The sequence below is a fragment of the Amycolatopsis sp. NPDC049868 genome (assembly GCF_044461365.1).
In the GTDB taxonomy this organism is placed as follows: Bacteria; Actinomycetota; Actinomycetes; order Mycobacteriales; family Pseudonocardiaceae; genus Amycolatopsis.
Window position 1 is genome coordinate 210605 of sequence record NZ_JBITKV010000013.1, and the last position, 23356, is coordinate 233960.

Annotated in this window: 22 protein-coding genes and 1 rRNA gene; 7 read left to right on the forward strand and 16 right to left on the reverse strand. The window is 68.9% G+C overall.

Going from position 1 to position 23356, the window contains the following annotated elements; translation table 11 throughout:
- Positions 1–44: 44 nt before the first annotated feature.
- The 10 genes from ACIBTM_RS37975 to ACIBTM_RS38020 form a co-directional block, all read right to left on the reverse strand.
- Positions 45–998, reverse strand: a complete 954-nt coding sequence (locus ACIBTM_RS37975) for a carboxymuconolactone decarboxylase family protein (protein ID WP_395881981.1) — start codon at positions 996–998, stop codon at positions 45–47.
- 2 nt (positions 999–1000) lie between these two features.
- Positions 1001–2653, reverse strand: coding sequence for a GMC family oxidoreductase N-terminal domain-containing protein (locus ACIBTM_RS37980; protein ID WP_395881982.1), 1653 nt, complete (start codon positions 2651–2653; stop codon positions 1001–1003).
- Entirely contained in the window at positions 2650–3207 is a 558-nt protein-coding gene (locus ACIBTM_RS37985) for a DUF5987 family protein (protein ID WP_395881983.1), read from the reverse strand. Before ACIBTM_RS37985 ends, ACIBTM_RS37980 begins: the two co-directional genes overlap by 4 nt.
- A gap of 5 nt (positions 3208–3212) precedes the next feature.
- A complete protein-coding gene (locus tag ACIBTM_RS37990; protein ID WP_395881984.1) occupies positions 3213–4565 on the reverse strand; it encodes a cytochrome P450 in 1353 nt (450 codons plus the stop codon).
- Positions 4562–5557, reverse strand: a complete 996-nt coding sequence (locus ACIBTM_RS37995; protein ID WP_395881985.1) for an enediyne biosynthesis protein — start codon at positions 5555–5557, stop codon at positions 4562–4564. Before ACIBTM_RS37995 ends, ACIBTM_RS37990 begins: the two co-directional genes overlap by 4 nt.
- On the reverse strand, positions 5554–7518 hold the full coding sequence (locus ACIBTM_RS38000) for a CRTAC1 family protein (protein WP_395881986.1): 1965 nt from the start codon (positions 7516–7518) through the stop codon (positions 5554–5556). The genes ACIBTM_RS37995 and ACIBTM_RS38000 overlap by 4 nt, the downstream gene beginning before the upstream one ends.
- Positions 7515–8471, reverse strand: coding sequence for a DUF1702 family protein (locus ACIBTM_RS38005; protein WP_395882008.1), 957 nt, complete (start codon positions 8469–8471; stop codon positions 7515–7517). Before ACIBTM_RS38005 ends, ACIBTM_RS38000 begins: the two co-directional genes overlap by 4 nt.
- 160 nt (positions 8472–8631) lie before the next feature.
- Positions 8632–9534 carry a helix-turn-helix transcriptional regulator gene (locus ACIBTM_RS38010; RefSeq protein WP_378373373.1) on the reverse strand — a complete coding sequence of 301 codons (903 nt, stop codon included), beginning with the start codon at positions 9532–9534 and terminating at the stop codon, positions 8632–8634.
- Between the two features lie 97 nt (positions 9535–9631).
- On the reverse strand, positions 9632–11077 hold the full coding sequence (locus tag ACIBTM_RS38015; RefSeq protein ID WP_395882009.1) for a SagB family peptide dehydrogenase: 1446 nt from the start codon (positions 11075–11077) through the stop codon (positions 9632–9634).
- A gap of 42 nt (positions 11078–11119) precedes the next feature.
- Positions 11120–13390, reverse strand: coding sequence for a TOMM precursor leader peptide-binding protein (locus ACIBTM_RS38020; protein WP_395881987.1), 2271 nt, complete (start codon positions 13388–13390; stop codon positions 11120–11122).
- 223 nt (positions 13391–13613) lie between these two features.
- Here ACIBTM_RS38020 and ACIBTM_RS38025 point away from each other — a divergent pair, with 223 nt between their 5' ends.
- The 4 genes from ACIBTM_RS38025 (at position 13614) to ACIBTM_RS38040 (ending at position 17205) form a co-directional block, all read left to right on the forward strand.
- Complete coding sequence (locus tag ACIBTM_RS38025) at positions 13614–14453, forward strand: BTAD domain-containing putative transcriptional regulator (RefSeq protein WP_395881988.1); 840 nt, start codon at positions 13614–13616, stop codon at positions 14451–14453.
- A 40-nt stretch (positions 14454–14493) separates the two neighbouring features.
- On the forward strand, positions 14494–15180 hold the full coding sequence (locus tag ACIBTM_RS38030) for a winged helix-turn-helix transcriptional regulator (RefSeq protein ID WP_395881989.1): 687 nt from the start codon (positions 14494–14496) through the stop codon (positions 15178–15180).
- A gap of 115 nt (positions 15181–15295) precedes the next feature.
- Positions 15296–15874 (forward strand): hypothetical protein, encoded by a 579-nt coding sequence (locus ACIBTM_RS38035; protein WP_395881990.1) that lies wholly within the window; start codon positions 15296–15298, stop codon positions 15872–15874.
- Positions 15871–17205: a copper resistance CopC/CopD family protein gene (locus tag ACIBTM_RS38040; protein WP_395881991.1), complete on the forward strand. Its 1335-nt coding sequence runs from the start codon at positions 15871–15873 to the stop codon at positions 17203–17205. Before ACIBTM_RS38035 ends, ACIBTM_RS38040 begins: the two co-directional genes overlap by 4 nt.
- On the opposite strand, the gene ACIBTM_RS38045 is transcribed toward ACIBTM_RS38040, so the two are convergent.
- Positions 17206–17901, reverse strand: coding sequence for a maleylpyruvate isomerase family mycothiol-dependent enzyme (locus tag ACIBTM_RS38045; protein ID WP_395881992.1), 696 nt, complete (start codon positions 17899–17901; stop codon positions 17206–17208). It abuts the gene before it with no gap.
- 212 nt (positions 17902–18113) lie between these two features.
- Between ACIBTM_RS38045 and ACIBTM_RS38050 the strand changes: the two genes are divergently transcribed.
- Positions 18114–18782, forward strand: a complete 669-nt coding sequence (locus ACIBTM_RS38050; RefSeq protein ID WP_395881993.1) for a M protein — start codon at positions 18114–18116, stop codon at positions 18780–18782.
- On the opposite strand, the gene ACIBTM_RS38055 is transcribed toward ACIBTM_RS38050, so the two are convergent.
- Positions 18779–19141 carry a YciI family protein gene (locus ACIBTM_RS38055; protein WP_125676559.1) on the reverse strand — a complete coding sequence of 121 codons (363 nt, stop codon included), beginning with the start codon at positions 19139–19141 and terminating at the stop codon, positions 18779–18781. The genes ACIBTM_RS38050 and ACIBTM_RS38055 overlap by 4 nt on opposite strands.
- Before the next feature lie 167 nt (positions 19142–19308).
- Between ACIBTM_RS38055 and ACIBTM_RS38060 the strand changes: the two genes are divergently transcribed.
- A complete protein-coding gene (locus ACIBTM_RS38060; protein ID WP_007034631.1) occupies positions 19309–19590 on the forward strand; it encodes a metal-sensitive transcriptional regulator in 282 nt (93 codons plus the stop codon).
- Here ACIBTM_RS38060 and ACIBTM_RS38065 read toward each other — a convergent pair whose 3' ends face one another.
- From ACIBTM_RS38065 to ACIBTM_RS38075, 3 genes are read right to left on the reverse strand one after another with little or no spacing between them, the layout of a single operon-like run.
- Complete coding sequence (locus tag ACIBTM_RS38065) at positions 19591–21786, reverse strand: heavy metal translocating P-type ATPase (RefSeq protein WP_395881994.1); 2196 nt, start codon at positions 21784–21786, stop codon at positions 19591–19593.
- A complete protein-coding gene (locus ACIBTM_RS38070; RefSeq protein WP_395881995.1) occupies positions 21783–21953 on the reverse strand; it encodes a hypothetical protein in 171 nt (56 codons plus the stop codon). Before ACIBTM_RS38070 ends, ACIBTM_RS38065 begins: the two co-directional genes overlap by 4 nt.
- On the reverse strand, positions 21950–22156 hold the full coding sequence (locus tag ACIBTM_RS38075) for a heavy-metal-associated domain-containing protein (RefSeq protein WP_016332212.1): 207 nt from the start codon (positions 22154–22156) through the stop codon (positions 21950–21952). Before ACIBTM_RS38075 ends, ACIBTM_RS38070 begins: the two co-directional genes overlap by 4 nt.
- A 96-nt stretch (positions 22157–22252) precedes the next feature.
- On the opposite strand from ACIBTM_RS38075, the gene cobF reads away from it, so the two are divergent.
- Positions 22253–23023 (forward strand): precorrin-6A synthase (deacetylating), encoded by a 771-nt coding sequence (gene cobF / locus ACIBTM_RS38080; RefSeq protein WP_395881996.1) that lies wholly within the window; start codon positions 22253–22255, stop codon positions 23021–23023.
- Between the two features lie 242 nt (positions 23024–23265).
- Here cobF and rrf read toward each other — a convergent pair.
- Positions 23266–23356: ribosomal RNA gene (gene rrf, locus ACIBTM_RS38085) — 5S ribosomal RNA — on the reverse strand; the annotation flags it as partial.

Below are 23356 nucleotides of genomic sequence, written 5' to 3' on the forward strand. Positions count from 1 at the left end.
GGGACACCAGATGTCTCGAAAGTGGCTTTCGCGTCACCTTGCCGTCAATAGCCCCGCACGCTTGAGAGCGAGACGCACCGAGTGGCGGCGGCGAAACTCGCCCACGCCACCAGTTCGACCAGCTCCCGGTCACCCCGGTGCGCCGCCATCACCAAGGCCTCGTCGACCTGGTAGGGCGCCTTGGCCACGACCAAGGCCAAGCGGACCGCGGGATCGTCGAAGGCGTCCACCCAGGAACGGCTCAGCCCAGGAGGCTTACCGTCCCAAGTGGACAGTTCTCGCTCCACGACGTCCCGCACGACCGAAGGCACCGTCAATGCGCCGAACGCCGACGCGGCACGGGAAAACGCGTCCTCGACGACCGGATTGCCCGCGGCCCAGCCGAAATCCTGGGAGCCCACCGGCAACAGGTCCAACGACTCGCCCGGCGAAGCCCCCGTCACCGGCCGGAGGAACCGCCTTAAGACGGCCTTCGCCTTCGCGCGCGCCGAATCCGGCACGGACGACGGCAGCGGTGAAGGTCCGAGGAACACGCTCACCACCCGGTTCAGGTAGTGGAACGTGAACGCGACCGCCGTCAGCTCCGCCCGGGCGCCGGGCGGCAAAGGCGCCGCGAGAGGATCCGCCACGGGACGGCCCTCGGCGATCGCCGCGGCCTCCGAAGAGCGCCCGAGCGAGTCCAGCGCCATCCCATGGACCTCGACACAGTACGGACACGAGTTCCCTCGCGACACCAGCGTCGCGACGATCTCCCGGTCCGCCCGGCTCGTCTCCCCCGCCGCCACCAGCGATTCCCGCAGCATCACCCAGCTCGCCGCGAGGACCGCCGGTGACGGCGAATGCACCGCGACCGGCGGGGCCAGCATCCCGAAATCGCGTTCCAGCCGGCCGTAGACGTCGCGCACGAGCCCGGTCGCCCGGCCGAAGGGAACCGGCCGGACATACCGGACTTCGCGCACCGCGCGCCGCAGCGCGAGCCTCACCAGCACGGGTGCCACGCTCAGCTCCCGGCCACCAGCGACAGCTTGCTGACCGCCCGCCGCCCGGTGATGGAGCCGTCCGGGGCCGGCGCGCCGTAGGTGACGTCGACACCGCGCGCCTGCAGCGCCCGCACGATCCCCGGCACCGAACGTTCGGCCAGTGCCGCGATCGTCATCGCCGGGTTCACCGTCAGCGCGCCCGGCACGGAAGCGCTGTCGGTCACGAAGATCCCGGGGTGGTCGCGGAGTTCGTGGTTCGGGTGCAGCGCCGAGGTCGCCGGGTCGTCACCGATCCGGCACGACGCCAGCGGGTGCACGGTGTACGCGCCGACGACGTCGTTGGTCCACGGCGCCACCTTCGCCAGGCCGTCCTTCTCGAGGATCTCCTTGCACTCCGCGTCGGCCAGCGCCCAGCCGTGCCGGGTGTTCGGCGTCGGGTCGTACTTCAGCGGGCCGCGGCCGAGCATCTGCTGCGAGATGCGGTAGGCGTTGCCGGTGGGCGGCGGCGCGCCGAAGACGCCCTCGTTGTCGTCCTCGGTCATCAGGAAGATGGTCAGCCAGGAGGCCCACTTCTTGAGGATCTCCTTCTTCTCCACCCCGAACCAGCGCGGTTCGTCACCATCCGGCGACTGCGCGAGGATGGTGCCGAGCCCGGGCGGGAAGTACAGCTGCTCCAGCGAGTACCGCTCGTACTCCGGCAGCGAACCGTCGAGTTTGTCCCAGTTCGCCACGGTCGGGCCCTTGCCGATGTGGTTGGCCTCGTAGACCTTCCCGTCCTCACGGGACAGCCCGAGCACCTCGCGGACGCGCTCCTCGTTGATGATCGCGGTGTTGAGCCGCTCCCCGTTACCCGAGAAGTACCGGCCGACCGCGTGCGGCATGGTGCCCAGCGCCGCCTCCGAACGCTGCAGGATCACCGGCGTCGCGCCGGCACCCGCGGCGATGATGACGATCTTCGCGTCGATCGTCCCGCTCCCGGACTGGAGACGGTAGTCCTCGTCGTCCACGAGGTTGAAGTGCACGCGGTAGTCGCCGTCGTCGATCCGCTCGATCCGCTGCACCTCGTGCAGCGGCCGGATCTTCGCGCCGTGCGCGAGCGCCGCGGGCAGGTAGTTGGTCAGCAGCGAGCGTTTCGCGTCGAACCGGCACCCCGCCATCATGAAGTTGCAGTTCACGCAGCGGTCGTTGTCCACCGCGACCGGAGCGGGATTGGCGGTCCGGCCGGAGTGGTCGCAGAACGCCGCCCACAGCCCGCCCGCGTACGAGACGTCGTTCCAGTCCTGTGTGGACACGGGAAGCGACTCCGAAACCCGGTCGTACCAAGGCTCCAGGGTGTCGCGCGTCAGCGCCGAAGGCCACATCCGACGGCCGATGCTGCCGTGCCGTTCGAACACGAACTTCGGCGCGCGGGGCATCGCGGCGAAGTACACCACGCTGCCGCCGCCGACGCAGTTCCCGCCGAGCACGCTCATCCCGTCGCCGACGACGAAGTCGAACGCCCGGGTGTAGGACGAGCCGAGCAGATAGTCGTGCTCGAACTCCTTCGTCTCCAGCCACGGCCCGCGTTCCAGCACGGTGACCTTCGCCCCGCCCGCGGCCAAGTGGTAGGCGGGGATGGAGCCACCGAATCCGCTGCCGACGATGACGACGTCGGTCTTGTCGTAGGCGGTCATGCGGGGCTCCCGGAAGGCGTGGTGTCGGGGTGGACTCGGGCCAGCTCGCGGCGGTAGGAGAAGCTGGGGAACCGCCACAGACCGTCTTCGTCCGGCGCGGTGTACCCCATCGCCAGCAGGCCGGGGTGGCCCTCGGCGATGGCTTCGGCGGTGTGCTTGTGCGCCGCGCTGTCGAAGGACATGTTGCAGAACAAGGCGAGACTGACCCAGCCGTCCTTCTCCGGATGTCCCGGCGCGGTCAGCGATCGCACGAGCGCCGTCCTGTCCGCGAAGGACAGTGCGACGAACGGCGGCAGCGACTCGTCCAGCGTGACGTCGTTCTCCTTGGCGTAGCTCTTCGCGTGCTCGTTGAGGGACTGCGCCAGATAAGGCAGGCCGACGGTCACCCCGGTCGCCTCGGTGTGCAGCAGTTCGAGCGCGCCCGCGGCGACCGCGCCCGGCCCCGGCGAAGCGCCGGCGATGGCGTGATCGCCGGGGAAGCGCTTCTCCCCCGGCACGATGGTGTCCGCGTAGGCCTCCAAAGTGGACACCTTGACCTGTTCGTCCGAATCCACGGAACCTACCTCCTGTTCCTGGTGTGCACGGTCATCGGCAGCCCGCCGCGCACCCGGAGCGACAGCATCGCCTCGGGAACCACGTCGTAGCCCGGGAGCTTTCTGAGTTCGAGGTCGCGCAGGACCATCGTCAGCACGAAAACCGCCTCCATCACGCCGAGGCTGTTGCCGATGCAGAACCGCGGCCCGGCGCCGAACGGGATGTAGGCGTAGCGGGGCCGCCCGCTCGGCCGGTCCGGGTCGAACCGGTCCGGATCGAATTTCTCCGGCTCCGGCCAGAACGCCGGATGCCGGTGCAGTGTGAAGGGCACGACGACGACGTCGGATCCGGCGGGGATGTGATAGCCGCCGATCTCGTCGTCGGCCTGCGCCACCCGCGGCAGCAGCCACACCGGCGGGTACAGCCGCATGACCTCTTCGACCACCCTCGCCGTATACGGCAACCGGTGCAGATCTTCATGCGTCGGCAGCTGGTCGCCCAGCACCGCATCGGCCTCGGCACGCAGTTTCGCCGCGATCTCCGGATGTTCGTCGAGCAGATGGAACGCCCAGCCCAGCGTGCTCGCCGTCGTCTCGTGCCCGGCCAGCAGCAGCGTGATCAGCTCGTCCCGCATCTGCTCGCGGGTCCCGTCGGTCGCGATGAGACGCGAAAGCACGTCCTCGCCGTTCTCGACCGGGTTCGCCAGCCGCTGCTCGACGAGTTCGTCGGCGATACAGCGCAGGTCGTCCCGCGATTCCCGGAACCGCAGCTGTTTCTTCAGCGGGGCCCATTGCGGGACCATGCTCAGCGTCACCGCTTCGAACATCGCCTGGTCCTGCACGGCCTCGAACGAGTGCCCCAGCGAGGTGAACCCGCCGAGATCCGCGTCGAGCAGCGTCTTGCCGAGCACGCCGAGGGTCAGCCCGGTCATCTCGTGCAGGATCTCCACCGGTCCTTCGGTGTCCCGCAAGCGTTTCACGAGCCCTTCGACCTCGTTCGCGACGACCGAGGCCTGCCGCGCGATCCGCTTGGGCTGGAACACCGGCTGGATGGTCCGGCGCTGCTTCTTCCAGACGTCGCCGTCGCTGGTGAGCAGCCCGTCGCCGAGCGCCCGCCTGGCCTCCTGGAGGCCGATTCCCTTGTGGTAGTTGGCCGCGTTGTCCGCGAGTACGTGTTTCGCCAGTTCGGGGTGGTTCACCAGGTACATCGTCTTCGGACCGATCGCGATCCGGACGACGTCCCCGTGCGCCTGAGCCGAATCCGACATGAGCGCCAGCCGGTCGGTGAAGAGCTTCTTCAGCAGACCGAAGGTCGCTCGGCGCGGCGGGCCGGGCGGCGCGAGACGCGCCGCCCGGCTGTTTTCCGCACCGGGGGTCATGCCGCCACGGCCCCGGTTTCCGTCTCCGGCTTCCCGGCCGGCTTCGGCAGGGACGTGAGCTCGGCCGACTTCGCCTGCTCGGCCTCCCACTTCTCGGTGGCCTTCTTCGAGAAGTGCAGACCCCACAGGAACATCCCGCGGATGAGGCAGACCAGCGCGGTGGCGAGGAACAGGCCGTACGCCACGTGCACGATCATGAAGAACCCGTACGCCAGCGCCACCCCCGAACCGAACAGGATCTGCGACGCGGGCTTCGACGGGGTCGTCCCCGGGTCGGTCACCATGTAGTTCGTGTAGAGCACGAACGCCACACCGGTCATCATCCCGAGCGCGCCGGGGATCGCGGTGTCGAACACCAGACCACGGATGATCGCCTGCAGCGCGAAGGTGATCAGCCAGGCGCCGATCAGCCACATGCGCTGGGTCAGCATCGCGTTGAGCACGGTGCCCGACACCATGATGATGCCGACGATCAGCCAGCCGACCCACGAGTCGACCTGCTCGGTGAAGTGATACGGCGGCGCGATACTCGCCCAGGGGAACACCAGCAGGATGATCGTGATGCCGAAGTTCGACGGGTTCATGTAGTGGCGGAGCCTGCCGCGCACCGGCGCCTGAAGGACCCACTTGGCGCCGACGGCGACCACGACGCCGAACATCATGACCAGCACCTGGTCGTTGACGTAGGTGAGCATGTTCAGCGCGAGACCGGTGATATGCGCGGGGAAGAGGAACTCCACCAGTCCCTTGAAACCGTTGCCCCGGAAGCGGACGTCCCGCCCCTGGACGCGGGCCCCGATGATCTCCAGCAGGATTTCCGTGGCGTACGCCGTGGCCAGCGCGATGAACGGATAGGTGTAGGGCTGCTCGAAACCGAGCACGGTGTAGCCGATGATGTTGAAGATGGTGATCGAGATCGCGAACCGGCGAAGGGCCGTGATCGTCTTGTTGCTCTTCGGTGCCGTGAGTGTCTGCTCAGCCATGACGGTCATTTCTCCTTAGCCTGAGCGCCGAGCTGGAACGTGTGGTCGCCCGGGGTCAGCTGGACTTCCTGCGTGCGGATCTGCCCGGTCAGGTCGCGCCACTGCAGGCAGACCTTCACCGGCCCGGTGACCTTGCCCAGCCCGATCTGGATCTCGTGGCTGCGCTTGCCGGAGTGGCCGCTGCCTCCGTCGACGCGGTCCATGTACTTCTTGCCGTCGGGGGTGACGACGGTGACCTGCGCGCCGATCGCCGCGGTACCGGCCGCCTTGAGCGGGCCGTCCGCCGAAGCCTTGTCGTGCACCAGCTTCAGGTTCAGGTAGGACCCGGTGCCCGGGCTGACGTTGCGGTAGAAGATCGGCTGTTCCCACTGGCGGGCCACGGCGAAGTCGAGCTTGCCGTCGCCGTCGGCGTCGCCGGTGGCGATACCGCGGGTGGGCACCGGGACCGCGAGACCGAGGCGCGGGGCCAGGTCGGTGTAGCGGCCGTCGGAGCTCTTGGCCCAGAAGTGCAGGGTGTGGTCGCCACCGACGTCGTCACCGGCGACCATGTTCGGCCAGAAGTACGGGTGCTTCAGCAGTTCGTCGTTGGAGGTCGCCAGTTCCTGCAGCTGCGGCCAGCGGTTGACGTCGCCCTTGACGAAACCGGTCGCCTGGGTGATCACCGATTCGCCGCTGTTGTTGTAGTCGGCGATCTTGACGTCCCAGCCCCAGCCGGACCACGCGGTGCCCGCCTGTGCGCTGCGGTCCACCCACGGCGCCTCGCCGCCCTGCAGACGGCCACGCAGATCCGCGGTGTCCTTGGCGGTGTTCATGAACTGGAAGTGGCTTTCCTCGATACCCCAGGACGTCGTGATGTTGCTGACGTACAGGTCGTAGAGACCGTCGTGGTCGAGGTCGGCGAAGTCGACGCCCATGCCCTTGAAGGAGTCGTTGCCGATCACCTTGGACTTCGGCTCGTTGGGCCCGCGGATGCCCTTCACCTCGGCGAATTCGACGTGACCGGGGCGGGACTTGTTGTACAGCAGGCGGTCGTGGCCGAAGTCGTTGCCGATGTAGAGCTCCGGCAGGTTGTCCCCGTCGACGTCGGTGGCGCTGGCCGCCAGCGACCAGCCGCCCTGGGCGTCGGCCGGGATGGCCTTGTCGTCGAGGGCGAACGTCGCGTTCGGCTTCGCGCCGTGCGTGGCGCCGGTGAACCGCAGGATGTACTTGCCACCACTGTTGTCGGCGTGCGACATCGACTTGTTCATCTCGACCCCGCCGGAGACGCGGTCGTCCAGCACCGCGCTGTCGGGGAAGTAGTTGCCGATGAAGATGTCCTGGTGGCCGTCGCCGTCGAAGTCACCGACCGACGCGGCGTTGGTGTTCCACAAGGGACCGGAGTACTCGCCGTTCTTGGAGTTGTTGCCCGGCACCAGTTCCACCGGCTCGTAAGCCTTCGGCTCCAGCTTCGTGGCGCCCGGCTTCGAGAGGAACAGGATCGGGGTGCGGCCCCAGTAGTAGGCCAGCAGGTCGACCCGGCCGTCCTCGTTGTAGTCCGCGGGAACGCAGCCCATGGGCGCGATGTACTTGCCCATCGGCAGCGGTGCCGCGTCGAGCGCGAACGGCGCGTAACGGTCCCCGCCCTTGCCCGGTGTCGGGGTGATCACCAGCTGGTCGCTGCGCGGGTCCACGAAGCACAGGTCGTTCGCGAGCCGGTCGCCGTCGAGGTCGTTGACCGCGATCGCGGCACCGACCGAGGAGATCCAGGCGCGGATGTGCTCGTACTCCTTGTTCACCGTCCGGATCGACTGGCTCTTCGCCGCTTCCGGCAAGGCGATCGTCAGCGGTTCGAACGCGTACTTCGATGCCATGGTGTCGGCCTCGGCGGTCGAGACGGTGGGCAGCTGCGCCACCACGAACAGTCCCGCCATCAGCAACAGCGCCACGATGCCCGCAAGCTGCTTGCGGAGCCAGCCCAAGGTCGCGGTCATTTCCCTGCACCTCCAGAGTTGAGAACCTCATCGGCGATGCGCTGTCGCCAGGTTTCGAATGCCGGGAGTTCGCCGTCGACCACGGTCGCCGGGCGCACCTCCTGGGTGATGGCCGCGGCCCGCTCGGCCGGCAGCCCGCAGATCGCCTGCGTGGCGACCTCGGTCTCGGGGATCAGCAGCCCGGCGCGGACGCGGGCTTCGGCGGCGAATGCACTGCCCTGGGCAAGGTTCCCGCGGTGCTCACCGGCGAATTCGACCAGCTTCAGCAGTTCGTCGCCGGTGACACCGCACGCGTAGGTCGAGGCGAGCCCGATGCCGGCGTAGAGGTCTCCGTGCCGCTGTTCCGGGAAGCGCGCGACCGTGTCGGCGACCAGGTCGACGTCGGTACCGCAGATGAACCACAGGGCCCGCCCGATGCCCTGGTCGATCGCCCGCAGCGCGTAGCCGTCGTTTCCGGGCGGCCAGGAGAAGTCCGGATCCTGGAACTGCCCGTCGACGTACTTCGCCGTCTTGAAGTAGGCCTGGTGGAAGCCGTAGCCGTCGAGCACCAGCCAGCGCAGCAACGGGTCGAAGTCCTCGGCGGACGGCCAGCGGAACCGCGGCAGGCGGGCCATCGCCCAGCCGACGCCGACGTAGATGATGTAGTCGTGCTTCTCGCCGGGGCCGTCGAGGAACCGCTCGATATGACGGCGACCGCCGCCCGGCAGCCCGTCCAGCATTCCGTAACCCATTCCGGCGCCCTCGTACGCGAAGCCGCGGTATTTCACCGGAATACGCTCAAGCCATTCTTCCGCCTGATCGACGGAACGTGCTTCGACCGCGTGCGCGTAGCCGAGCAGGAATTTCTCACCGACGGTCTCCAGCAATTCTTGAGCGGCCGGGCTCTTCTTGTGGAAACCGCGCTTGTCCAGTGACGTCTCGGAGACGTCCGGCGTGATCATGCGACGTCTGATCGTGCGCCAACCATTGCCCAACGCACTCTCCCCCTAACGGGTGGATTCGAATTCTGGATTGCTTAAAGGCTCACATGCGTGGTGACGAGGCGACTACTCCACGGTTGCGCCGCGGTTCTCCCGGTTTGCGAGACCGGGAGACCGCGGGAATAACTTCGCCTCAGGCCACCGCGCGGAGGTACTCGGGAGCGGGCATGGTCATCCGGTTCCCGGCGGAGCTCGGACCACCGGCGAGGGTGATCGCCATCGGCGCGTCGGTGGGCCGCGGGGCGCGCATCGGCATCCGCAGGTGGACCCTGCCGTACCGGGTGATGTCGACGCGCCCGGGCAGCGTGCCGACGGAGAACGAGGAGGCCGCGGTCCCGGCGGCGTGCTCGGCCACCCCGATGACGGTCCACCGCCCCTCGGGGACGTTCTGGATCTCGATATCCGCGGACAGGACGTTCGCCCTGCCGCCGAAGGCGACGGGACCGCACTGCGGGATCGACTCGGCGAACAGTCCGATGAGGACACTCGCCGGGCCCGCCCCGCGCGGGGTCTCGACCCGCACGCTGATCGTGCCGGTGCCGCTGCGCATGGTGGCGCTGCCCATTCCGGCGCTGTGCAACGCTTCCAGGGTCGGGAGGCGCTGGAAATGCGGGGCCAGCGCCACGAGCAGCTCACCGACCTCGGGGTCGCGGTACTGGGTCGGGGTCATCCCGACCGCGCGGGTGAAGCGGCTGGTGAACGTGCCGACACTGCTGTAGCCGACACTGCACACGATGTCCGACACCGTCAGCGATGTCGTCAGCAGCAGTCGTTTCGCTTCGAAGAGCCGGATCGCGGTGAGGTACCGGCCGGGGGTGACCCCGGTCGCCTTGGTGAAGATCCGCGAGAAGTGGAACGGGCTGACGAAGACTTCCGATGCCAGGTCGCCCAAGGTGATCGGGTCGAAGTACCTCGCGTGCATCGATGAGATGGCCTGCAGCACCGCAGGTTGCAAGGGGGACGCCGGCTCGGGGGGCCGACCGGGTTCGGTGACGCCTTTCTCGTTCGCCGCCATGGCGACTGTTCGTAGCTGCATCAGACCAACCTCGGATTCGCTGTCGCTTTTCCTCTGTACGCCAGCAAACGCGGTGTCGATTTCAGTGTGCTCGATGAGCGATCGAGACCCAGGCCACTCAGACGGGGAGGTCGAGCACGCACTCGCCGACGCTGACCTCGGCGGGCCAGTCCAGCTTGAGCGCGCGATCGACGCGGTCACCGGCGTCCACCGGGACGGCGTGCGCGGCCAGCCCCATGGCGCGGGCGACGAGGTACAGCGTCTGTTGCAGCGCACCGACGTGCGCGAGGGTGGTGGCATACGCGCCGCCACCGAGGACGGACGCCATCCGCGGCATCCGCGCGGTCACGGTGATCAGCGCCGAGGGCCGTCGATGGTTGCCGCCGCCGATCATCGCCATGTCGAGCATCGCGTCGAGGTCGGCCTCGTCGGCGTTGACGAGGCCGAGCCGATGCCCCAGCGGGTCGTAGTGGTAGATCCCGCGATCCAGTCCCGAGCAGCGGTTGACCGAGACGTACAACTCGAGCTCGTACAGGCAGGCGACGCTGAAATACGGCCGCTGCGAGGCACTGTGGGCAGGCCCGTTCGGCAGATGCGCGGGCCCGATCGACCGGATCCGCGCGCCGCGGAACAGGAACTCGCCGATCTGCTCGGCGGTCAGCACGCCCTCGGTGAATTCGGGGCAGGTGTGATCGTTCTCCAGCAACGCCGTCAGCGTCGGATCGGTCTCCGCGCGCTCGGCCAGATCCGGCCGATACAGCGGGTGGACCGGCCCTTCGCCGGTGGCGGCCTTGACCACCGGTGGTTTCCCGAGGCCGGGCAGGTCCGCCGGGCCACCGGGCCGCCAGGTGCGGCTGGTGGTGTGGAACGAGAGCTCGTCCGGAGACCACAAGCCCAGTTCGGGATCGTCGTCCTCGGCGAACCGGCCGTGTTCCCCGGCGACCTGGACGACGCCCGCGGCGACCAGATAGGACACGATCGCGCCGACCACCGCGGCGTCGATACCGGTCGTGGACACGATGTCCCCGACCGATTTCGCCGTCGCCAGTGTCGCCGCGACATGCACCGCCCACGGTTGGGACAGCACGACGCGATACCGCGCGGACGGCGACTCCAGTCCCATCCCGTCGGCGTCGGAACGCAGGGAACTGAAGCGGGACAACCGGATCGGGCGCGTCGCCGGGATCTCCACCGGCGCGAACACCGGTGCGAGCACGACCGGGATCACCGACAGCAGCGGTCCCCTGCCGTCGGCGAGACCGAGCGAGCGCACCACGGAACCGCCGAGTTCCTTGAGTGCCTGCCGCAGCGCGTCGGCGCCTTCGGCCGTCCAGCTCAGCTCGCCTTCGAGATCGGGCTCCCGCTCGACGGGCTCCCACGAAGACGTCACGTTCGCCAGCGAGACCGGCCCCAAGGCCATCCGCCGCAACGATTCCAGCACCAGCGGTTCCGCGCGGTCGAATTCGAACTCGCCCCAGCGGGTGACGACCACCAGCGAGCCGTCCTCACCGATCTCGACAAGGCTGTCGTCGGTGAGCGACCACAAGGGGATCGTTTCGGCCACTCCGCCGGGGGGATCTGTCGTCAACGGTTGCTCCAGCTTGATCTACAAGAACATGGGGAAAGGGTTCAGCCGGTCGTAGGGGGTCGGCTCGGCGAGCCTGCCCAGCCGCACCGGCACGTCGAAAAGGCGCCCGGGGGCGAAGCGGCTCCAGAACGGGCGCAGCCCCGGAACGACCACCCGCACCACCGGGAGGTCGATGTCCGGTCTGGTCTGGTCCAGCACGAGCGTCTCCATTCCCAATGCGGAAAGCTTGCGTACCAAGCACTCCACGTCGTCGCGGACATCCGGCCGCCGGACGAACTTGAAGTCGGCGGCGCGTTTCGCCGACCGCCCCGGTGCCGGCAGCAGATACGGCTGGTTCCCGACGGTCGCGTACTTCAGCCACGCCGACGCGTCGGGATCGTCGAGTTCGACGTCGTTCGCGAGCACCGCCGGGATCATCTGGTTGAGCTCGCTGACCGCCCGCCGCAACGCCGTCCTGGGGTCCAGGTGAGCGCCGAAGCCCATCATGACGTTCTCGCGCGGTCCGGCGATACTCCTGGACAGCGCGACCATCACCGGCACGCCGAGATCCGCGGTCAGGTCGAGCACCCACAGCTCCCGGCCCGCCCGCGCGTACTGGCCGACCATCTCCTCGGCCCACGGGTCGTCGAACGACGCGATGTCGACGCCGGGCACGGGAAGCCGGTTGTACCACCACATCGCGACGGCGTCGCGTTCGACGAGTTCGAGCAGGCCCTGCAGGATCGCGTCCTCGATACTGCTTCCGGCCGCGCAGCCGTTGGAGTCCGCGCGCATCCCGGTGAGCCCGCACTCCGGCGGCACCCCGTAGTAGAGGTACGCCGTCGGCATCAGCTTCCGCCGCTGCTGCGAGAGTGACCACAACGGCGTCCAGTCGACAGCGGCCTCGGTGTCGAACCGGTCGGGGACGTGCTGGAAGTTCGCGTGCTTGGCGTTCCACTCGACGCGCGTTTCGTACTGGCGCTCATCGAAAAGCATGCACGAGTTCGGGTGGACGGCGTCGTCGCCGAGCGCGCGGAAGGTGTCGCGGATCCGCAGTTCGTCGCCCTGGTAGTTGGCCGAGAACCGTTCGATCGCCTCGCACAGGGCGCCGACCTCGGCGTCGATCGGGCTCGCGCCCTTGCCGCCGTTGTCCCCGCGCAGCCCGGCCTGCAACCCCGCCTCACCGCGCACGCGGCGCGCGACGTTCAGCCCGGAGCGGTACGCGTTCACGAACGCCGGCGCTCTCGGGTCGCGGGCGATCTCCTTGACGATGCCGGTGACCGGGCTGACCAGGTGGCCGTAGCGGTCGAGCACCTCGACCGGGGTGAGCGTCCGGTGCCCGCCACCGCCCGACGTCGCCTTCTTGGCCTCCCGCAGGACGACCGGCTCGGCCGTCCGCGCGGCGACGATGCCTTCGTCACCGCATTCGGGGCACTGCGGGCGGCGCCGCAGTTCGTGCAGCCGCCCCTGGAGGTCGAGGGTGTCGAGGATCCACACGGCCTGCTGCCCTGGATAGCGGTGCCCCGCCAGCCATTTGGACGCTTCGAGGGAGATCAGGTGCGACGCGGCCGCGGTCAGCGGCGGCACGGCGGGCATCGGGAACGACGCGGGACCGTCGTGCCCCAGTACCTCCTGCACACAGGCCTCGGCGTGCCGGTGCCCCCACAACCGGTTCGTCAGGCAGTGCCAGCAGCCGGACCGGCCGGGCTGCATAATCGGGCCGATCCACACCTGCGAACCCGACGGCCGGGCCAGCAGCCAGGGCCGCCCGGTGCGCCGGTGCGCGGCGTCGATCTCGGCCAGCCTCGGGTCGAGGTAGTCGTCGCACAGCACGATGGCCAGCTCGGACGCCGTCTCGACCACTTCGATACCGCTCGCGGCCAGCGCGCTCGCCACCTGCGAGGTGTCGACGCCGCGGCCGATCGCGGTCAGGCTCGCCGTCGCCGGTTTCTGACGGCAGGCCACCGCGGACGCGTCGAGCCCGCACGCATCCCAGTACGCGAGTGCGCGCTCGTCCCCGCTGAACTCGTCCGGGACGCGGACGGTGACCAGACCGGCCTCGACCAGCCGGGCCACCACCCCGGTGACCTGCTCGGCGTTCATCCCCTCCGGGCAGGCGGACAGGAGCCCGTCGAGGTCACGGGTGCCGTCGAGCAGGGCCGCCACCGACGCGACCTGCGCCCCGCGGATGGCGATGACCCCCTGTTCGGAGAACAGGTAGGCACCGTTGCCCTCGCTGATCTCCGCACGCAGATGCCGTTTGAATCCCAGTCCGCCGATCGAGGTGGGCGTGGACGATGCCTCGCGCATGATGACCCCCAGTAGGTCGGTTCGATTCTCGAATCCTGCTGCGCGGGGCCTGGTGGCGGCCAGTGTGCGATTCACGCGTCGGACGTGAAAAACCCATGTTCTTCCGGGAGACACGCATGCGGGCCCTGGTGGACGGCTCACTGGCCCGGCGACCGGCCGCTCTGTCACTGTCGAAGTACTGGGAATCAGGTCACGACGCGTATCGAGCTGGAGGGCGCTTGCGATGTACACCGGATCACGAGTAGCGGACAAGCACCACGGCTCGGCACCCAACCCGATTCCGGCCTCGTCCGCAAGCCCCGTCCGTTTCAGCCTTCTCGGCCCGCTCGAACTCGTGCGGGACGGGATCGATTACGCGCCGACGACGCCGAAGCTGTTGCAGGTGCTCGCCATGCTGGTCATGAGCCCGGGGAAGATCGTGCACATCGACACGATCGTGCAGGAGCTGTGGGCCAACGACCCGCCGCGCAGCGTCCGCACCACCATGCACACCTACGTCTACCAGCTGCGCAAGTGCATCGACGAGAACGAGCTGGCTCCGTACGGCGAGACCATGCTGGCGACGAAACCGCCAGGGTACGTGTTCCGGATCGCCCCGGAGCAGGTGGACGTCTTCGAGTTCCAGGAGCTGCAGCACAAGGGCCGCGAGCTGCACCTGCGCGGTGAGCACGCCGACGCGGCGAAGGCCTTCCGGTCCGCGCTCGACCTGTGGTCTGGGCCGCCGCTCGCGAACGTCCACTGTGGACCGGTGCTGTCGGCGTACGCGGTCGATCTCGTCGAGCAGCGGCGCAGCACCCTCCACCTGCGGATCGAGGCGGATATCGCGGCCGGGATGCGGCACGAGCTGATCGGCGAACTGCGTTCCCTGGTCACCGCGAATCCGCTCGACGAGGCACTGCACGGGCAGCTGATCCGCGTGCTCGGCCGCAGCGGGCGGCGCTCCGACGCGCTCGCCACGTACCGTCAGGTGCGAACGAGACTCAACAACGAACTGGGCGTGGAACCCTGTGACGAACTGCAGGTCCTGCACCACGACCTGCTTTCCGAAGGCGAACCCGCGTGAACCCCGCTCCCACCACGGAAACGAAAGTGAGGATCGACGGATGAGCAGTCGTACCTATGGACAGTTCTGCGGGCTCGCCCGCGCGCTGGAGATCATCGGCGAACGCTGGTCGCTGCTGATCGTCCGTGACCTCGTCCTCGGCCCGAAGCGGTTCACCGAACTGCAGGCGGGCCTGCCCAAGATCCCGGCGAGCACGTTGTCCGCGCGGCTCAACGAACTCGAACAGTCCGGCGTGCTCCGCCGCCGCCTGCTCCCCCAGCTCGACGCCGCGGTGGTCTACGAGCTCACCGAATACGGCAGCGAACTCGACCAGATCGTGCTGGACCTCGGGCTTTGGGGCGCGCGATCGCTCGGGCAGCCGGCCGCCGAGGACGTCTTCACCCTGGATTCGGCGATTTTGTCGCTGTACACGACCTTCCGGAGTGAAAAGGCCAAGGGCGTCCAGGTCACCTACGAGCTGCGCTACCCGGGCGAGATGATCCTGCACGCGATCGTCGAGGACGGCGCGCTCAAGGTCGCGGAGGGCGCGCACCCCGGCGCCGACGCGGTCATCGAACCGCTGGGCCCGTTCATCAAGGATCTGCTGAGCGGGGATCTCGCCGCCGCCGACGCGACGCGGACCGGGAAGATCCGCATCGAGGGCGCCTTCGAATATCTGGAACTGTTCACGGAATTGTTCCACATTCCCGCCGCTCCGAAAATGTCCGACGGAATCGTCGTCCGTTGATCCATCCGGCGTAACACCGCCGGTCGGATCAGCAATCCGGAGTAACGAAAACCCTCGGAACGCGGGATATCGTCGACATCCGTCACCGGTCGGTCTTTCGCCCTAGGAGCCCTTCATGGCCGCACTCGATTCGCCTCGTCCGGGTCTGCTCGCCTCGCTCAACGGGAAATACCACCGCGCGGCGCTCCTCACCTTCGCGGTGGTCGTCGTGGCCCACTGGGCGGAACACCTCGTGCAGGCCTTCCAGATCTACGCCCTCGGCTGGAAGACCCCGGACGCCCGCGGCGTGCTCGGCATCCCCTTTCCCAAACTGATCAGCTCCGAATGGCTGCACTACGGCTACGCCATCGTCATGCTGATCTTCCTGTTCGCCCTGCGCAAGGGTTTCGCCGGCCGTTCGCGGCAGTGGTGGAATCTGGCGCTCGGCCTGCAGTTCTGGCACCACATCGAGCATCTGCTCCTGCTGATCCAGGCGCAGACCGGCTGGCGCCTCGGCGGCGGCACCGCGCCGAGCAGCATCATCCAGCTGTTCATCCCGCGCGTGGAACTGCACCTGTTCTACAACACGATCGTCACCATCCCGATGATCATCGCGATGCTCGTGCACCGGAAGGCCTCCGCCGCCGAGCGTGAGCTGACCGGCTGCACGTGCTCGCCCATCAGCCGGCGTGAGCTGGCGACCGCGGCATCGTGACCGGGAGACTCTTCGCGCTCCTGGCCCTCGTGGCGGTGTGGTTCGGGGTCTCGGTGCTCACCGCGGCCCCGGCCTCGGCCCACGTCGAACTCCTCTCCTCGAACCCCGCCGACGGCGCCCGGCTCACCTCGGCGCCGTCGCGGGTCTCGATCACCCTGTCGGAGAACATCGGCATCCAGCCGAATTCGATCAAGGTCGTCGACCAACAGGGCACCGACGTGGTGTCCGGTCCGGTGTTCCAGCCCGGCGAGGTCGCCGAAGAGGTCGCCGTCGCACTCGAACCCGACCTCCCCGACGGCAGCTATCTGGTCGAGTACGCCTTCGTCTCGACCGACTCGCATCCGGTGCGCGGCACGATCGCCTTCGTGATCGGCACCGGACCCCTGATCACCTCGGCGGGCGCGGTGTCCGCCTCGACCGGGACCGACCCGGTGACCGACGCGCTGTTCACCACTTTCCGCTGGGGGTCCTTCGGCGGTGTCGCGCTGCTCGGCGGGCTGGTGTTCCTGCTGGTCTGCCGTCCGGGCGGCCGGGCCGACCCGGCGGCACGGAAGCTGATCACCGCGGGCCTGTGGCTCTCGGGCATCACGGCCGTGGCCGGGTTCCTGCTGCAAGGTCCGTACGTCGCCGGCCGCGGGGTGGGTGCGATCTTCGACCCGGCACTGATCGAGGCGACCCTGCGGGTGGCGTACGGGAAGCTCCTGCTCCTGCGCCTGGCCACGATCGTCGCGCTCGCCGTGATCGTGCGGCGGCTGCTGACCGGCGACCTGCCGGACCGGCTGCGGCCGCGCTACGAGAACCTCGGCATCGCGGCCGGGTTCATCGTGATGCTGAGCTTCTCCGCGACCGGGCACGCGGTGGCCGACAAGATCATGTTCCTCTCGGTCGGCGCGGACCTCGCGCATTTCGGCGCGATGGCCGTCTGGGTGGGCGGGCTGATCCAGCTGGCCGTGCTCCTGCGCGGCAGGTACTCGGCGTCGGAGGCCGAGCCCGCGCTGGCGCGGTTCCATCCGATCGCCACCCGGTCGATCGTGCTCATGGTGGTCAGCGGCGCCTACCTGGGCTTCCGGCTCGTCCCGTCGGTGGAGGCGCTCTGGACGTCGGCCTACGGCATCGTCTTCGTGCTGAAGCTGACCGGGTTCGCCGCGTTGCTGCTGGTGGCGAACCTGAGCCGCACCGCGGTGCGCCGCGGGATCTCCGGCCGGGGCGGCATCGGAGTGGTGACCGCCGACCTGCGGAAACTGCGGGTCAGCGTCGGGGTCGAGGTGCTGATCGTGGCCGTGGTGCTCGCACTCGCCGCGGCGCTGTCCTCGATGTCCCCGACCGGCTGATCACCGCTCGATTTCCGCTTCCGGCGGAGTGAACGGTCCCCAGGTGAAGGCCCGGAGCCACGGCCCGGGATCGCCCAGCCAGTCCATGGCGGCGATCTGGGCCGGGCTCCGGCGCCCGGCGAGCGTCCGGTACAGGTCCACGGGGGCGCCGGAGAGCACCGCGGCGACCGGTTCGGTGCCGGCGATCCAGGTCGCGCCCTCGGTCTCGATCCGCATCCCCGGCAGTCCGTGCCTGCCCAGCGAGGCGCCGAGCCCGCTGACGAGCACTTCGAACCCTCGCAGCCAGGCCGCGTGGGCTTCCGGCGGCGGAGCGCCGAGCGCGTACCGGAGGTCGAGTTCGTGGGTGAAGGCGTCCATCACCATGATGTCGCCGCGGCTCTTCCCGTCGCCGTCGGCGGCGAGGAGGGTGTCAGCCTCGGGACCGCGTTCGATCCAGAGCTTCAGCAATTCGACGGCCGAAGCGGACTCCGGAATCGGGCACGCCTCGCCACCGAACCGGGTGATCACCCGATCGCAGATCTCGGTCAGATGCGCGATCAGTTCCCGCACGGTCCACTGTGGACAGGCCGGGACGGGCTGCTCGCCCGCCCCCGCGTGATCGGCGAGCAAGATCGCGATGTTCTCCCTGACCTGCCGATATCCTTCGGCCGCTGTCGCCGTATTCCAGCCAGGGACCCGAATTCGGCTGCTCGTCACGCGGTCACCTCCAGTGGGGGATGCGATGGTCGTCCATTCTCCCATCGCCGGGAAGCTTCACCCTTCTTCCCGCTTGCGGCGGACCGTTCACCGCAAAGACCACCCACCCGTGGCGCGTGTCGCCGCGGCTTCAGGCACACTGGTCGGTGAAAGCCCCGTGTGGCAAAGAAAAGCGCCCAACGGTGACACATCGACCACTGTGGAGGTGACCAATGGAGATGCCCGGCTTCGATCTGGCGTGGCGTGGTTTCAATCGCGCGCAGGTCCGGGAATTCGTCCGCGAGGTGGAAGCCGAACTTCGACGAGTGGAAGCCGAACGCGACGAAGCGATCCGCCGTGGGCAAGCTCTCGCCGCCGAGCTCACCGCCACGCAAGAGGAAAATCGCGAACTGAAGGCGAGCGTCGACCGGATCAGCCGCGTGCCGATCGCGCCGGACGCGTTGCAGGAGCGCTCGCGCCGGATGCTCGAACTCACCCGCGAGGAAGCCGACGACATCACCGCGCGAGCCGCCGAAGAAGCCGCCAAGGCCGAAGCGGAACGGAAGCGGATCACCGAGGACTTCGAGCGCGCCATGACGCTGCGCCGCGCGGAGGCGATGCGCGCGCTCGCCGCACGGGACGAAGCCGCGCAGGCGAAGGCGCGGAAACTGCTCGACGACGCCGCCGCAGAGGGCGAGCGCCTGGTCGCCGAAGCGCGGCAGAAGGCCGATGTGGCCCTCCGCCTGCGCGACGACGTGCTGAAACAGCTGGTCGGCTGTCGCGAACTGCTCACCGAGGCCGGCACGGTGCTGGCCGTGGCGGACTCACCGAAACCGGAAGTGCCTGTTCAGCGCCGGAGCAGGCCCGAAGCCCGCACCGGCACCGAAGCGGCCACGACTTAGGCGGGGTCGCCCGACGAGAAGACCACCGGCCGGATCTCCATCGCGTTGATATGCGCATCCGGGATCTGGCCCGCGATCTCGATCGCCCGCTCCTTGCTGTCGCATTCGACCAGGTAGAAGCCGGCCAGGTACTCCTTCGACTCGGCGAACGGGCCGTCGGTGACCACCGGGACGCCGTCACGCACCCGGACCACCGTGCTCTCCTTCGGCTCCCCCAGCGCCTGCGTCCCGAGCAGTTCGCCGCTCTCGGTGAGCTTCTTCATGAAAGGGTCGATGCGGGCGACCACCTCGTTGCGCTCCTCCTCGGGGAGGGCGTCCCAGGCGGTGGGGTTCATCGTGATCATGATCATGTACTTCATCGGTGTTCCTCCTGGTCGTCCGGCCGGTGCCCGGCCACTCACGCAGGAGTCGGAGCCGCCGGATCGTTCTCGACATCCTGGCACCCGCGAATCCGGCTCCGCCCGGCACATACGTGGGGAGGGTATAGTGGGGCGACGACGGGCAACGACGAGAGAACGGGTGCGGAATGACGGGCTACGGCACTGAGCGGGAGGCCTATCTCAAGCGCCTGCGCCGGATCGAAGGACAGATCCGCGGCCTGCAGCGGATGGTGGAAGAGGACAAGTACTGCATCGACATCCTGACCCAGGTGTCCGCGGCCACGAAGGCGCTGCAGTCGTTCTCCCTCGAACTGCTGGACGAGCATCTCGCCACCTGCGTGGTCCACGCCGCCGCCGCGGGCGGTGAAGAGGCCGACCTCAAGGTCCGGGAAGCGTCCGACGCCATCGCCCGGCTGGTCCGGTCCTGATCAGGCGCTCCCGCGGAACCGTCGCAACCGCAGGCTGTTGGTGACGACGAAAACCGAGGAGAACGCCATCGCGGCCCCGGCGATCATGGGGTTGAGCAGGCCGAGCGCGGCCAGCGGCAGGGCGGCCACGTTGTAGGCGAACGCCCAGAACAGGTTGCCCTTGATCGTGCCGAGCGTGCGGCGGGCGAGCCGGATGGCGTCCACGGCCGCGCGCAGGTCGCCGCGTACCAGGGTGAGGTCGCCCGCTTCGATCGCGGCGTCCGTCCCGGTCCCCATCGAGAGACCGAGGTCGGCCTGCGCGAGCGCGGCCGCGTCGTTGACGCCGTCGCCGACCATGGCGACCACGCGGCCTCGCGCCTGCAGCCGTTTGACGACGTCGACCTTGCCGGCGGGCAGCACCTCCGCGACGACCTCGTCGATCCCCACTTCGGCGGCGACGGCCTTCGCGGAACCGGCGTTGTCGCCGGTCAGCAGGACCGGCCGGAGCCCGAGCGCCTTCAAACCGGCGACGGCCTCGGCCGAAGTCGGCTTGACCGTGTCGGCGACGACGATCACACCCCGTACCTCGCCGTCCCAGGCGACGACGGCCGCGGTCGCGCCCCGTTCCTCGGCGATCTTCTTGACCTGGGTGAACTCGTCTCCGACGGCGATGCCGTGTTCCTCGGCGAGAGCCGGCCGCCCGGCCAGGACGGTCTTGCCTTCGACCTCGCCGACGACGCCGAGACCCTCGACGTTGCGGAACCCACCGACCGGCGGCAGTTCACCCAGCCGCTCCTCGGCGGCCGCTACGATCGCGCGGGCGATCGGATGCTCGGAACCGTGCTCGACCGCCGCGGCCAGCCGCAGGACCTCGGTCTCGTCCTCGCCGAACAAGTCCGTGAGACTCATCTTCCCCGCGGTCACCGTGCCGGTCTTGTCCAGCACGACGGTGTCGACGGCGCGAGTGGACTCCAGTACCTCAGGGCCCTTGATGAGGATGCCCAGTTGCGCGCCGCGGCCGGTGCCGACCAGCAGTGCCGTCGGCGTGGCCAGCCCGAGCGCGCACGGGCAGGCGATGATCAGGACCGCGACGGCGGCGGTGAAGGCGGCGTCGGCCCCGCTGCCCGCGCCGAGCCAGAAGCCGAGCGTGCCGACCGCGAGGGCGATCACCACCGGGACGAACACGGCCGACACCCGGTCGGCGAGCCGCTGGACCCGCGCCTTGCCGTTCTGCGCGTCCTCGACCAGCCGCGCCATCTGCGCGAGCTGCGTGTCGGCGCCGATCCGGGTGGCGCGGACGACGAGCCGCCCGCCCGCGTTGACCGTCCCGCCGACGACGGCGTCCCCGGCCACCACTTCTACCGGGACGGCTTCACCCGTCAGCATGCTCAGGTCGACGGCCGATCCGCCGTGGGTCACCACACCGTCGGTGGCGATCTTCTCCCCCGGCCGCACGACGAACTCGTCGCCCGTCTTCAACTCGCCGATCGGGACCCGGCTCTCAGTGCCCTCCTTGAGGACCGCGACGTCTTTCGCCCCGAGTTCGAGCAGCGCTCGCAGCGCGGCGCCGGAGCGACGCTTGGACCGGGCCTCGAAATAGCGGCCCGCGAGGAGGAACGTGGTCACCCCGGCGGCGACCTCGAGATAGAGGTTGCCCGCGCCGGATCCGCGCTCCATGGTCAGCTCGAAGCCGTGCCGCATACCGGGCGTCCCGGCGCTGCCGAACAGCAGCGCGTACAGCGACCAGAGCGTGGCGGCGGTGACGCCGAGCGAGATCAGGGTGTCCATGGTGGCGGCGCCATGGCGGAGGTTCGTCCAGGCCGGGCGGTGGAACGGCCACGCACCCCAGGTGACGACCGGTGCCGCCAAGACCAGTGAGACCCACTGCCAATAAGTGAACTGCCAGGCCGGGACCATCGCCAGCACGATCACCGGCACCGCGAGCGCGGCGGAAGCCACGAGACGCGTCCGAAGCTCGCCTGTCTCGTCTTCGTCTTCGTCGGGCCGGGGTGGCTGGGCCGTGTAGCCGGCGGACTCGACGACGCCGACGAGATCTTCGACCGAGACCGCGGCGGGGAAGTCGACCTGTGCCTTCTCGGTGGCGTAATTGACCGTGGCGGAGACGCCGTCGACCTTGTTCAGCTTGCGCTCGACGCGCGCGGCGCAGGACGCGCAGGTCATCCCGCCGATGGCCAGTTCGACCCGCTGGGATGTCACGGCGTACCTCCCGGGTGGCCCTCGTGATGGCCTTCGTGCACGCTGGTCGGCGCCGGCGAGGGCGGCGTCTCGTCCAGCGGCCCGACGGCGGAGCCGATCGCCCAGGCGACGGCGAACACCGCGACCAGAGCCGCGGCGAACGCCGACACCTTGACGGCGGTACTCACGAGACGAGCTGGTAACCGGCCTCGGTGACGGCCGCGTCGACGGCTTGGACGTCCAGGGGCGCCTCGCTGGTGACGGTGACCTTGCCGCTGGCGACGTCCACGTTCACGGCGCTGACGCCCGCGATCCCGCTGACCTCTTCGGTGACGGAGGAGGCGCAGTGCCCGCAGGACATGCCCTTGACGGTGTAGGTGGTTTCGGCCATCGGTACGAACTCCTCTACAGGACAGGTGGAGCGATCACTTCCTTTATACCCCGTGGGGGTAGGGGTGTGCACGGAGGGTACGGGGAGACTGCGGAAATGAGGAAGATCTCCGCCATCGGCATCGGCGCCGGCGACCCGGACCACCTGACCGTCCAGGCGATCCGTCGGCTCAACGAGACCGATGTGTTCTTCGTGCTCGACAAGGGCTCGGAAAAGCAGGACCTGGTGGCTCTGCGCCAGGAGATCCTCGACCGCTTCGTCGAGCAACCCGGCTACCGCGTCGTACGGGCACCGGACCCCGAACGCGACCGTACTCCTGATGACTACCGGAAGGCCGTCGCCGACTGGCACCGGCTCCGCACCGACGTCTACGAAAGCATGATCGCTTCCCTGGGTCCCGATGAGCGGGGCGCGTTCCTCGTCTGGGGCGATCCGGCACTCTACGACTCGACCCTCACCCTGCTGGACGCGGTGCTCGACCGGGGCAACGTCGAGTTCGAGTACGACGTCATTCCCGGTGTCAGCAGCGTGGCCGCGCTGACGTCACGGCACCGGACCACGATGAACCAGATCGGCCGGCCAGTGCTGGTCACCACCGGCCGTCGCCTCGAGGCCGGCTGGCCCGCGGACGTGGACGACGTATTCGTCATGCTGGACGCGGGGTGCACGTTCTCGCGATTCGCGGACACGGGCTTGGAGATCTACTGGGGCGCGTACCTCGGGACACCCGACGAGCTCCTGCTCTCCGGCCCGCTGACCGCGGCCCTGGCCGAGGAGATCCGCTCCGTCCGCGCCGCCGCCCGGTCCCGGAAGGGCTGGATCATGGACATCTACCACCTGCGCCGCCCCGCCCCGTCCCGCGTTTAGTCCTCTCAATGCGCGGACCCCGCCCCGTCACTCGCGTGATCGAGGCCGTAACTCGCGTGATTGGGGGCGGATCTCGCGTGATCAGACGGACGACGCGTGTAATCACGCGTGTTCCGTCTCTGATCACGCGTGTCACGGCTTCAGACACGTGTGTGACGGGTTTCGGCGCATGAGAAAAGGGCTCGGGCCCCGGGAGAACTCGTGGTTCTCGACCGGGGCCCGAGCCCTTCTCTTCAATGTTAGTCCGGCGGTGTCCTACTCTCCCACAACCCTTCGGTTGCAGTACCATCGGCGCTGTCAGGCTTAGCTTCCGGGTTCGGAATGGGACCGGGC